At 49.7% G+C, this 12,305-nt stretch carries 11 protein-coding genes and 1 tRNA gene; 6 read left to right on the top strand and 6 right to left on the bottom strand.

Features of this window, described 5'->3' with window-relative positions:
* The first annotated feature begins 297 nt into the window (after positions 1-297).
* Complete coding sequence (locus tag P9L94_17020; GenBank protein MDP8245787.1) at positions 298-1,173, top strand: phytanoyl-CoA dioxygenase family protein; 876 nt, start codon at positions 298-300, stop codon at positions 1,171-1,173.
* A gap of 112 nt (positions 1,174-1,285) precedes the next feature.
* On the opposite strand, the gene P9L94_17015 is transcribed toward P9L94_17020, so the two are convergent.
* Positions 1,286-2,116, bottom strand: coding sequence for a hypothetical protein (locus P9L94_17015; GenBank protein MDP8245786.1), 831 nt, complete (start codon positions 2,114-2,116; stop codon positions 1,286-1,288).
* A 35-nt stretch (positions 2,117-2,151) separates the two neighbouring features.
* Positions 2,152-3,225 (bottom strand): dipeptide ABC transporter ATP-binding protein, encoded by a 1,074-nt coding sequence (locus P9L94_17010; GenBank protein MDP8245785.1) that lies wholly within the window; start codon positions 3,223-3,225, stop codon positions 2,152-2,154.
* Between the two features lie 196 nt (positions 3,226-3,421).
* Between P9L94_17010 and hisS the strand changes: the two genes are divergently transcribed.
* The 3 genes from hisS to P9L94_16995 all read left to right on the top strand — a co-directional run bounded on the left by hisS (position 3,422) and on the right by P9L94_16995 (position 6,001).
* On the top strand, positions 3,422-4,705 hold the full coding sequence (gene hisS / locus P9L94_17005; protein ID MDP8245784.1) for a histidine--tRNA ligase: 1,284 nt from the start codon (positions 3,422-3,424) through the stop codon (positions 4,703-4,705).
* 88 nt (positions 4,706-4,793) lie between these two features.
* Positions 4,794-5,498 (top strand): bifunctional precorrin-2 dehydrogenase/sirohydrochlorin ferrochelatase, encoded by a 705-nt coding sequence (locus tag P9L94_17000; GenBank protein ID MDP8245783.1) that lies wholly within the window; start codon positions 4,794-4,796, stop codon positions 5,496-5,498.
* Positions 5,499-5,509: 11 nt separating this feature from the next.
* A complete protein-coding gene (locus tag P9L94_16995; protein ID MDP8245782.1) occupies positions 5,510-6,001 on the top strand; it encodes a type II secretion system protein GspG in 492 nt (163 codons plus the stop codon).
* Positions 6,002-6,127: 126 nt separating this feature from the next.
* Here the strand turns inward: P9L94_16995 and P9L94_16990 are convergent, their stop codons facing one another.
* Together P9L94_16990 and P9L94_16985 are read right to left on the bottom strand one after the other, a co-directional pair.
* Entirely contained in the window at positions 6,128-7,312 is a 1,185-nt protein-coding gene (locus P9L94_16990) for a cellulase family glycosylhydrolase (GenBank protein MDP8245781.1), read from the bottom strand.
* 69 nt (positions 7,313-7,381) lie between these two features.
* Positions 7,382-8,689, bottom strand: a complete 1,308-nt coding sequence (locus tag P9L94_16985; protein ID MDP8245780.1) for a Gfo/Idh/MocA family oxidoreductase — start codon at positions 8,687-8,689, stop codon at positions 7,382-7,384.
* 144 nt (positions 8,690-8,833) lie between these two features.
* Between P9L94_16985 and P9L94_16980 the strand changes: the two genes are divergently transcribed.
* Positions 8,834-9,568, top strand: coding sequence for a M15 family metallopeptidase (locus P9L94_16980; GenBank protein MDP8245779.1), 735 nt, complete (start codon positions 8,834-8,836; stop codon positions 9,566-9,568).
* Between the two features lie 260 nt (positions 9,569-9,828).
* Positions 9,829-10,521, top strand: coding sequence for a hypothetical protein (locus P9L94_16975; GenBank protein ID MDP8245778.1), 693 nt, complete (start codon positions 9,829-9,831; stop codon positions 10,519-10,521).
* 5 nt (positions 10,522-10,526) lie between these two features.
* On the opposite strand, the gene P9L94_16970 is transcribed toward P9L94_16975, so the two are convergent.
* Positions 10,527-10,598: transfer RNA gene (locus P9L94_16970), tRNA-Glu, on the bottom strand.
* A 133-nt stretch (positions 10,599-10,731) separates the two neighbouring features.
* Complete coding sequence (locus tag P9L94_16965) at positions 10,732-12,261, bottom strand: trypsin-like peptidase domain-containing protein (GenBank protein ID MDP8245777.1); 1,530 nt, start codon at positions 12,259-12,261, stop codon at positions 10,732-10,734.
* Positions 12,262-12,305 lie beyond the last annotated feature (44 nt).

The raw sequence follows: 12,305 nt of genomic DNA, 5'->3' as shown, positions 1-12,305 counted from the left end.
AATATTTCTCATACCTATTTTCCCTTGGATGAACGACAACATAGTCCCTTCTCCCTTTGGGAGAAGGCTAGGATGAGGGTTATAAAGTATAATTTAGAACGTCAGCGCGCCGAAACAGTTCAGCGATTGGTTCTAAAAAACATTGAAGACTAAGCGCATTGCTAGATTCTAGACAAATGCGGCGAAGCCGTCCCTCACCCCAACCCTCTCCCCAAGGGAGAGGGAGTAAATTCTGCGAATTGTTTGGTGGTTCAAACCACCACATTGAATGTACCTGGATGTTAGGAGAAAGAATAGATGGTTGCCGATTTATCTCAACGCCACGAGTTGCTTAGCGATTTATTTCAGTTGCCCACATCGAATGACGAACTGGAACAATACCGCTTGAGCGACGACCAGATCGAGTTCTATCGCGAGAACGGCTACCTGCCGGGCGTGCGTATTTTGACGGACGAACAGGTTGATGCGCTTAATGCCGAACTCGCGGAATTAATGAAACCCGATCATCCGGGCCACTCGCTCTATTATGAATTTCATACTAATGAAGCCAGCGATCCCAGCCGCGTCTTGTTTCACGCCCTGGGCGCCTGGCGCATCGCGGCGGGCTTTCACGATATTCTCTGGCATCCAGCATTTACTGTCCCGGCTTCGCAGTTGATCGGCGGCTCGGTGCGCTTCTGGCATGACCAGCTGTTTTGCAAACCGCCCAAGCATGGCGGCGTGGTCGCTTGGCACCAGGACTATTCCTACTGGACGCGCACCATCCCGCTTAATCATCTGACGTGTTGGATTGGCCTCGATGATAGCACGACGGAAAACGGCTGTTTGCATTACGTCCCCGGCAGTCATCGTTGGGACTTGCTTCCTATAACGGGCCTCGCCGATGATATGGACGCCGTGCAAAGCGTGCTAAGCCCAGAGCAGCAAAGAGCGTTCGATAAACGGGTTCCGGTCGAACTCAAGAGAGGCGAGTGCACGTTTCACCACGGGTTGACCATGCACGGATCGTATGAAAACAACAGCGAGCGTCCACGCCGCGCCACGGTCATCAACACATTCAGAGACGGCACCCTCTGCGATCACGGCGAACCGCTGCTCGACGGCGCCGACGCCATCCCCAAGGGCGAACCCATGAGCGGCCAGTTTTATCCGTTGTTGTTAGAAGTGGATTAGAAATGAGTGTCATTGCGAGGGAGTAAAACGACCGAAGCAATCTACTTTTTCCAGAACGAGATTGCTTCGCTTCGCTCGCAATGACACCTACTGTCGATTGCCCGCCGAATCATTAATTCATAGCCCTTATCTTGCGCTGCTCAAGTAGGCGTGGGTGCCAGGGCTTAAACACATCGTTAATTTTCCAGGGTTCAATATCAAGAAACCAATGTAGACGGTCGAAATACATCTGCTGTTCTTCGGCCAAGCCGGACCGGAACTCTGCATAGACTGACATTCTATATAACGGCTTGATCTGGTGGATCAGCAGATACGCCAATGCTCTATCTCGAAAAGGTAGGCTCTCATCATAAACAATCTGTCTCAATTCAGGCAAGGCCGGTTCGCCGTTGTGTAAAGCAAGATATAAAACAGGAAAATCAATAAGTTTTCTGTCTGGTCTTTTTTCAAATTTATTCCGAAAACCTCCATAAAATTGATATGGATTATTATTCAAACTCAACATTAGATGTTCGCGTAGTAATCCAACCGGTGAAATATCGCCTTTTTCTAAAGCGAGATAACACAACGCGCTTAATTTAATAATTTCATTTTCACGAAAGAAGTTTCTGTTTTCTAGAGTATTGGTTATTTCATGGATTCGATCTTCAAAGAACGTTTTTTGTTCTTCTCTTGTGCTCCAGTCATAAATGAAACGCAGTTCATAGACGCGCAGATTGATGTCTCTGGCGTAGTCCAAATATTGCGTTGAAAAATCGTCGCGGACGGGATAATAAAATGGCTCGTAAACCTCTTCGCTATAAACTGACGACAGAAAAAATGCAAGAAGGAATGTAATGATCGCAAGTTTGAATTGGGTGGGTGGCAAGGGCAAGGCGGCGCGAAGCGACGACAGCCCTTGAGATAATGCTCTTTTGAAATCCCCCCGGCGCGTTCGCGCCACCCCCCTTATAAAAGAGGGGCTTTGATTGGGTAATCTTAACTCACCAGATGATGCTTCTCTCCAGGCGGCTCCACGTCGAGTATCGTATTGGGGATATTCTGGCTGTGGTTCGGATCGTACAAATGACACGCAACGGTCGAATCGCCTACTTGCATCAATTCGGGGCGATGTTTGTCGCATGGGTCGAAGCGATAGAGGCAGCGCGTATGGAACGTGCATCCCGAAGGCGGATCGATGGGATTGGGCACATCGCCTTCGAGTAAGCGGCGTTCTTTTTTTGCCTTGGGGTCGGCGATGGGAATCGCTTCTAACAAGGCGCGGGTGTAGGGGTGTTTGGGCACGGCGAACAGCGTCTTTGACGGCGACAGTTCGACAATGCGCCCCAAATACATAATCGCCACCCGGTCGCTGATGTGCCGGACGACGGAAAGATCGTGTGCGATGAATAAGTAGCTGAGTCCGAATTGTTCCTTCAACTCCATCATCAGATTGACGATCTGCGCCTGGATCGAAACGTCCAGCGCAGACACCGGTTCATCAGCGATGATGATTTCCGGCTCTACCGAGAGCGCCCGCGCGATGCCGATGCGCTGCCGTTGCCCGCCCGAAAACTCATGCGGATAGCGGCTCAGGTGTTCTTCACCTAAACCAACGGATTGCAGTAACTCAATGCAACGCTGACGGCGTTTATTTCTGTCAGGATAGAGTTTGAAGATTTTCAGCGGTTCGGCGAGAGTGCTGCCAACGGTGAGACGGGGGTTCAGCGATGAATACGGGTCTTGAAAGATGATCTGCATTCGTTTCCGATAGGCCCGCATCTCGCGTTGGTTCAGATCAAGAATGTTGGGCGAGTCTGAAAACCGCACATCGCCCTGGGCGCCGTCGAGTAACCGCAGGATGACGCGGCCCACGGTGGTTTTTCCGCAGCCGCTCTCGCCCGCCAGCCCAAGCGTTTCGCCTTTTTTGATTGAGAAGGTCACGCCGTCAACGGCTTTCACTTGATTGACAACGCGTCCCAACACGCCTTTGCGAATCGGAAAATGCTTGACTAAATTATCGACCGTTAATAATACGTCGTTATCGGCTTTGAAAGAAACGTCGTTACTCACCCGGTTCCCGCCTACATGCTATAGATTTACTTAAAGATATTGACGATGTCTTGCGAAACCGTCAATCCCTGCCCTGAGTAATGCTTGTCAATTTGGCTAAACTAACTAGGTGACTGGCGTTGTTGATTCAAGTTCGACAAAGTATCATCCGCCGTTGGAAAATGCTCAAAATTAATTTAACTGAAATTATCAAATTATGAAAATACAAAAACCCATTGGAACTTACGATCTGCTGCCCGAAGGCGCCGCTTTGTGGCAGGCGCTTGAAGAACGCATCCGCGAGATGTTTCGGGTGTACAACTACGGCGAAATTCGCACGCCGATGTTTGAATATACCGAACTGTTCGCGCGCGGCGTGGGCGAGTCAAGCGATATCGTCTCCAAGGAGATGTACACCTTCATGGATCGCGGCGACCGCAGTCTGACTCTGCGACCCGAAGGCACCGCAGGCGTTGTACGCGCCTTGATCGAAAACGGGCTGATTCAAAAGACGCCCGGCGCGGTCAAATTGTGGTACTTCGCCCAAATGTTTCGCTATGAGCGCAAACAGAAGGGCCGCTTTCGCCAGCACGTACAATACGGCTGCGAAGTGTTTGGCGCTCCAGGGCCGGACATCGACCTGGAACTGCTGCTGATGCTGCACCGCTTTTACCAAAGCCTGGGCTTGGACGAACTCAACCTGAAAATTAATTCCGTTGGAACGCCCGCTTGCCGGGCGCCGTATCGGGACAAGTTACTCGAATACATGAAGCCTTACATGGCGGACATGTGCGGCGATTGCAACCGCCGAGCCGAAACCAACCCGATGCGCATGTTCGATTGTAAGAGCGAGAGTTGCCAGAAAATACTCAAAGAGGCGCCCAAATTAATCGACCATCTGGATGACGACTCAAAGTCGCACTTCGAAGCGCTGTGCGCAGGGTTGGATGCGTACAAGGTTCCCTATCAAGTCGAACCCAAGTTGGTGCGCGGCCTCGATTATTACACCAAGACGGCGTTTGAGATGAGTTATGCGCCGCTGGGGTCGCAAGGCGTGTTGATGGGCGGCGGGCGCTATGACGGGCTAGTCGAACAACTGGGCGGCCCCGCGACGCCCGGAATCGGCTTCGGCGCGGGCATGGAGCGTTTGGTGTTGATCTTGAAAGAAACGGGTAAAGAAATTGCGCTCACTTCCGGCGTGGATGTGTTCATTATTGCGATGGGAGATAGAGCATCCTTGAAAGCGCATGAAGTGATGCTCAACCTGCGCGACGATGGCGTACGCTGCGAACGCGACCTGACCGGAAAAAGTTTTCGTAAGCAGTTTCAGGCCGCAGACAAACTCGGGGCTCGTTTTGCCATAATTATTGGTGACGAAGAATTGGATGCAGGCAAAGTGGTCTTGAAAAACCTGAAAGAAGGAACACAAGAAGAACTGCCGTGGAACGAAAACTTGATCGAGTTGAAAAACGCCATTGCCTCTAGCGCATCAAACAAGTAATGAATAATTGATTTTTGCGATAGCAATGGTAGGCTTGAGTATGCGATATTCCTGATTGAATTGGGTGTGTTGTTAAGGAGCGGTTTGAATGAGTGAGAACGAGTCTCAATATACGTCGTACTACACTGTCTGCATGAATGTGAAAGACCGCAAATGCGTCGTGGTCGGCGGCGGTGATGTTGCGCGTCGCAAAGCGGCTTCGCTCAGTGATTGCGGCGCCGTATTGACTGTCATCAGCCCCAAACTCGACCCGGTGTTAGAATACATGGCGTTTCAAAAAGAAATCACCTGGGTGCAGCGTGATTTTGAAGACAGCGATCTGGACGGCGCATTTCTCGCTGTCGCCGCAACCGATAAACGTGAACTCAATCAAAAAATCGGCGCCCTCTGCCGTGAACAAAATATACTCGTTAACGTGGTAGACGGCCCGGATGAAAGTGATTTTATCAATCCAACCGTGGTCGAGCGCGGCCCGCTCACCATCGCAATTTCAACCTGCGGTCTCAGCCCTTCGCTGGCGGCCAGTATCCGTCAGGAATTAGAAATGGTGTATGGCGACGAATACGGTTCGTTTTTAGAAATGATGGCTAAATATCGCCCTATGGTATTGAATGAATTTACCAATCCACAGCAGCGGGCCAAAATTCTCGAACGGATGGTGTCGTCTCGCGCGTTATCGTTGATTCGCAGCGGCATGAGCCAGGAAGCGGACCGTGAGCTTGAAAAGATTGTGAACGAAGCGCGCCGTGATAAAGATACTAGCCTAGGCTCTTTGCCGATTGCCAATTCCTAACGAGACGCCAAATGCGCCCTTTAGCCGTCGTTTTCCTCTTCCCCGTGATTATCGCTCTTGCCTTGGCTTGCGGCGGGCCTTCGGATTCACCTGCGGTGCAATCGCACCGAATTGTTGTCGCCGGGCAGGAAGTTGATTTCAAAATGCAGATGATGCTGATTCTGGCAGCGTCTGAGATTTACCGTATTCATGTTGGCAAATACCCCTCTACCCAAAATGGACTTGACGCCCTGATCGCAGAGCCGGAAATTCTCGAAGGCACGGGAATCTGGCGCGGCCCTTATATTGATAATCCAGACTTCTTCAAAGACCCGTGGGGACGCCCTCTCGCATATAGCGTATTGGAAAGCGGCGTCATAGAGTTGCGCAGCGATGGCGCTGATGGAAAACCGGGCGGAGACGATCTGGACGCAAAAAAATTGTTTCCCAACTGGTATAAAGAAATTCACGCTTTAGCAAATATGCCTGCGCCCTACAAACCCACTCCACCCAAGTTTGACTAAAAGCAGCTCAATAATCTCTACGTAATTTGGCGTGGGGGCAACTCTGTGAGCGCCTGTGAAACAGGGCCTAAAAGCCCGCACTGAAGCGAAGAGAGATGTACCCACGCCAAATTACTCATTGTCTAATTATTTTAATTCGCGCTGAATCACATTCCAAAGTGGGTTATCTTCTCGCGTTTTGAGTGATTCAGGGTGTTTGCCGGCTTCGATTGCCTCCCAATACTTCCAACCCATTTTCTCTGTGCCCAGTTCATAATCCATCCCATCCCAATCAACCGCGCGGTAGGAATAAAACGCCCAATGCCAGTCGTTTTTATTAAGAATCGAAATCAGATCAGTAAAATATTGTTGAGCGCCTTTGACGCGGCGGTCGCAGCCGAACTCGCTAGCCCAAATTCTATTTGCTGGGATATTATGCTTTTTCGCCCAATCAACGACGGGCTGAATGCGGTTGGTTAAATTTTTTATTTCCCATGCTTCGGTTGATTCACCATCTTCGGCAGGCATTGCATCTGGATAGGAAAAACGCTCCTTATTGACCCGAAGCGTTGTGAAAATCCACGGCTCATAGACATGAAACGAATAGATGAGTGCTTTATCATCAATCGGTTCGACAAATTCAATCCCTTTGGGTACGGCGTGAAACCAGCCATCTAAGACAATTGGGGTGTAGGCGTCGATTTCTCGAATGGCCTTTATCATCGTTCGATTAAAACGATTTAAATCTGCTGTTGTGTCCTTGTGCGTCTTGTACCATAATTCAAACAGCCCATCCCGGTTATCCTCAAACTGATATTCTCTCGCGGGGTGAGGTTCGTTGAGCGGGTTATAGCCAACGACGGCGCGATGGTCTTTCAATGCCTTCGCCATATCCTGCCAGAAAGCGCAGGCTTGTTTCAAATACTTGTCGTCATGCCATAGGCGGTAATCAAATTTGTCGTCGTTATGCTGGCTCCAACGAACGCCAGGAAGGCTGAACATGGTGATGACCACTTTGACGCCGTATTGGTCCGCATAATCCAACACTTGGATCAATTTGGCGAGATCATTTTGATCGAGCGCGGTGTACTCGTCTGCATTGCCCAATAATGGGTCGCGTGAGTCGCTGGGCCATGAGGCAGGCGAAATGCGTACGACTTCGATGCCCGTTTCACTGGCGGCTTTCATCCATGTTTCCGGTTCATACCAGTCCATACCGTTGGCGCCTTTTCGTTGCTGGTTCCAATAATCCAGTTTTTCATTGGCATAAATAGACGCGCAATGGATCAGTATCAATGCCGTTAAAAGTATCTTGAAAACATGAAAACTCATGGTTCACTCCTAACAAAAAAGCCCGGTGAGGTTCCACCGGGCTTTTGGATTGCGAGATAGCGTTTTCGCTTACGCTTTTGGCGGCGTATCGGAAACGGTTTCTTTCTTTTCGTCGAAGTACAACACTTTGCCGGAGCGGAACGACTCAACCGACATGGCGATGGTGGTCATGGCGCGATAAGCGGTCGCTGAATCCAACACGGGCTTTTCGCGTTCGATGACGCAACGCAGGAAGTTATCATAGTGGTCTTCACGCGGTTCGACTTCGATCACAACTTCTTCAGAACCCCATTTTTCTTTGAATTTATCGCGGTAGGGGCGTTGCGCCGTCACTTTGATGTGTTCTGTACGGCCCTCAAACTGACCGTGTTCAACGATCATAATGGTCGCTTCGTGACCGCGAATCAATCCAGGAATGTGAGTGCTGTTCGCCATCGAAGATGACAAAACGACTTGGTGTTCACCAGGATATTCGGCCATAAATGCGAAAGTATCGGGCACTTCGCGACTGTCTTTGAAGACATAAATTCCGCCGCTCGCCGTAACTTTCTGTGGGAACTGCGGTTCGGGCCAGCAGATGTTGAGCGGCGCCATGACGTGATAGAACAAGTCGGTCGCGATACCACCGGAGTAATCCCAGAATTTACGGAAACGGAAGAAGCGGTCGGCGTCAAAGTCGCGTTTGGGGGCTGGTCCAAGCCACATGTCCCAGTCGATATAGCCGTCGCCGGAGGCTTTAGGGCCTGCGCCTGGATCAATAGACCAGTTCCATTCGCCGCCTTCTGAATTGCGGTGGTAAGAACCTTGGCTCATGATCAGTTTGCCGATCATGCCTTTTTGCATAACGTCTTTGACCTTCCACCATTGATCGCTGGAGGTCGTCTGGCTGCCGACTTGCAACACACGATTTAATTTGCGGCGGACGGCGTCAACTTCTTTCGCTTCGGCGACGGTTTTGGTCATCGGTTTTTCGAGATAGACGTCTTTGCCTTCATTCATCGCGGCGATGGCGATGGTGGCGTGCCAGTGGTCAGGCGTCGCAATAATGACGGCGTCGATGTCTTTGCGCTGAAGCAATTCTTTGTAATCGGCAAAGGTTTCGTTTGAATTCTTCGGGTCTAAGCCTGCGCGTTTGGCGGCTTCATTGCGGCGTTTTACATATACATCGCAGACAGCAACGAACTCTGCATTTTGTTTCTTCATAAACGAGTTCATTAGGCTGCTGCCACGACCGCCGATTCCGATGATGCCGAGGCGAATTTTTTTGTCTGATTCCGCCGCTGTTGCATTTTTATATTGCAAAGCGGTCAGTCCGGCGGCAGCGATACCAGACGATTTAAGGAAATTGCGTCGAGTTGGTGATGTTTCTGTTGTCATGGCGACCTCGTTTCAAGTGAATTTCTAAACAGCGATATAATCATACCCCTAAGAATGTCGTAGAATAAAGGGGAGACGTTCCCTTGACCAGAACGATTTTTCAACGCAAAACGTATCTATTATAAAAGACAATAGGAATTATGAATGAAACGTAGACAATTTATTGCATTGAGCGGCTTCTCTGCGCCATTGGTGATCGTATCGGCGAAAAGCCAAGCATTAACGCAAATCCCTGAAAGTGAATTACTTGGCAAGACGGCGCCCTCTCTATTTGACGGCGTGAATTTTAATTTTCGCCAAGAAGCGGCGGACGCGTTCGTCAAAATGCAAAATGCCGCTAAAAAAGACGGTATCAAAATTTATTCGGTTTCGAGCTATCGCGGGTTTAAGCATCAACTTGGAATATGGAACCGCAAGTACAGTAATTATCAGAAACGTATGAAGAAGCCGGAAGACATTATTGCGGCGATCGTGGAGTTTTCCAGCATTCCAGGCACCTCGCGCCATCATTGGGGGACAGACGCCGACCTCGTTGATGACAGCCAGAAACGGCCTCGAAACCTGCTGTATTCAAACCATTTTCTAAAGGGTGGTCTTTACGAGAATTTCTATCGCTGGATGAAAACTCACGCCAGTGAATTTGGGTTTCATGAGGTCTATACCGACGACCCCGAGCGCAGCGGCTATAAATTTGAGCCGTGGCATTGGAGCTATGCGCCGTTGTCGGTTCCCTTCTTGCGCCAGTGGAGCCAAATTGATCTTCACAAGAAGATTGCGCAACCGCCTTTGATGGGACGTGAGCATTTAACGGCTGAGTTTTTAGAGGTGTTTCGTCAAAAATGGGGCCTTGGTATCAACCCTGCGTTATTGCCAAAATAATGGTTCATCCGGTAAGTGAGTACTTACATTGATGGATGACCATGATTTTGATTCCGAAAACGTATCCCAGTGTATCAATAAATGACAAACTAAATCAGGCATGGGTGCAACTCTGGGAGCGCCTGTGCATAAGGGCCTGAAAGCCCGCACTGAAGCGAGCAGCGTTGTACCCATGCCACATGCAACGAAATCTCAATTCAATGTATAAAAGAAGTATCCAATTTACGGAAGAACCAAAATATAGATTCTGAGAATGATGGATGAAATTACACAAACAACTTTTAAGTTTTATATTATTCATGGCCTGTCTGGCGGCTCCTATAATCGCGGGGGAGCCGACTCTCGAGGACGTATTCTCGATATTTGGTTTTGATCTGACATGGCAAGATGAAATTCGTTTAAAAGGCCCGATGCAGGGGCTATTTGTGAAGACGGGGCGACAAGTAGAAATTCTTCCGATTGCGAAATTCGGCGATGATGATGAACTCGAAAAAGCCGCAATTCGAATCGGGTATTATTCTTCGTCTAAAACTGATGAGTTGCGCTGGTTGTTTGAATGCGACGAAGCAAGCAACGGGCAAGCGCAAATCTATGGAATCGCTTCAAAGCCGGGCGGCGTCTATTCGTTTCAACCCGGCGCGGAACCATTCGGCTTGTATCTTCAATGCCATGCGTTGAATCAAAATTTCTCGCTGGATGGAGAAACGGTACGCACCCAAAACAAGCCCAATCAGCTCATTGAGCGCTTTGGCGTTGATATTCGCAAAGCGCGCATTTTTCCCTATCGCATACACGGTCAAACCAAACCCGGATGGTATGTGGTTGCCTGGGAGGCTTCGAGTAATAACGATTATCAAGATTTAATATTCGTGATTCGCGGCGTACGATTAATCGAAAGCGAGAAAAAAGAGACGCGACGGCGAGAGCTTGTCGAAGGGGCGCAAATTACGTAAAGAAATGGTCCTACGGGGAATCGAACCCCGGTTTGCAGAATGAGAATCTGCCGTCCTAACCCCTAGACGATAGGACCATGCCTTGAACTTACACGACAACAATGAAGTTACTTGGGAATGAGATTTCCGTCAAGAATGCAAGCCGAAGATAATGAGAAAAAAGGCCGCCCCAATTTGAGGCGGCCTTTTTAGGATTCAATCCGTTGTCTGTTATTCCTGCAATGTAATGTACGGCGCAACGAATTTGTGAGACCCGCTTCCCGCCCGGTGAACTTTGAACAGGATGGGACGGTCGTCATCATTCTCTGAGCGCATTTCATCAATGATCGCCGTCAAAATTTCTTCGACGTCTTCAACACTTTGCACGCTTTTGTCGTTCATTTCAGAAATGACGTCATCGGCTTGGATATTTTTTTCCGCCGCAGGCCCCGCAGGGTCAACGTCAGAGACCAACACGCCTGTGAGCGTCTCCGAATAGCCTTTCTCAACAGCGAGTTCCGGCGTAAGAGAATCCAGTTTCATTCCAAGGTAGCGCTCAATGTCGCTTTGGGCCGAGGCGATCCGGTCCGGGCGCTCCATGAGAGTCACGGTTTTCTTGATCTCTTTTCCATCTCGGAAAATTAAGAGTTCGACTTCATCGCCCGCGAGACGCTGCGTGACGAGATTGATGAGATGTCCATTGTCGCGCACTTTCACGCCATCGACTTTCAGAATGACGTCGCCTTCTTTCAATTCCGCTTTTTCAGCGGGCGAATCGTCGGTGATATCGCGGACTTTGGCGCCGTAGTTGATGCTGTGTTCTTCACGGTAGTAGTCGCGCCAATCGTCAGAAGATTCCATTTCAACGCCAATGAAGCCGCGGTTGACTTTGCCGAATTCTTTCAAATCTTTCACGACTCGCTTGGCGAGTTTTGAGGGGATGGCGAAGCCAATGCCAATGTTGCCTGCGACGGCGCCCGCAGTTTGAATGGCGTTATTCACGCCGATGATTTCACCGTCGAGGTTAATCAACGGCCCGCCGCTGTTGCCGGGATTTATCGCCGCAGTGGTTTGAATATAGTCTTTGATCGAGAACATGGAGGTTCCTACCGGAACATCCGTCCCCGTACGTCCAATCGCGCTGACGATTCCCTGGCTGACAGAATGGCTCAGCCCAAATGGGTTGCCGATTGCCAGTACCCAATCGCCAATTTCTAATTGTTCTGAATCGCCCAAAGTTGCGTAGGGCAAGGTAGCGTCTACGTCGATTTTGATTAAAGCAATATCGGTTTGCGGATCTGTCGCGATGACCGTCGCTTCATAAAAGTTTCCGTCGGCAAGCGTAACGCTGATCTTATCGGCAATTTTATTTTCGATGCTGTTGCCTAACGGCGCTTGATAAGCAATGACGTGGTTGTTGGTCAAAATTTCGCCGTCGGGGCTGATGAGAACGCCGGTTCCCTGCCATTCCTGGCGTCGTTCCGGCGCTTGAGGCCCGCCCTGGAACCCAGGCGGCATAAACTGACGGAACCAATCAGGCACATCGCTTCCTTGAACGCTTGGGGTTGGTTCGGTTCTCCGCTCGGCTTGAATGCTGACCACGGCGGGTTCGACTTTTTCAATTGCGCTTCGAAACGCTTTTGAAAGTTGCTTCGCTAAATTTCCGTTCTGGGCTTCGGCATATTGGATGGCAGGCGCAATCGCCAGACCGATGAGCAATGCAATGTTGAGAATGTGGTACCGGAATTCATACCGTTTCATCAAGTATTCCTCCAAACAATTATTCAACATACGTTTAGTGATTA

This window comes from Candidatus Hinthialibacter antarcticus, from assembly GCA_030765645.1.
GTDB lineage: Bacteria > Hinthialibacterota > Hinthialibacteria > Hinthialibacterales > Hinthialibacteraceae > Hinthialibacter > Hinthialibacter antarcticus.
The sequence above is the reverse complement of the archived record's forward strand: the minus strand, read 5'-3'. Positions and strand labels throughout refer to the sequence as shown.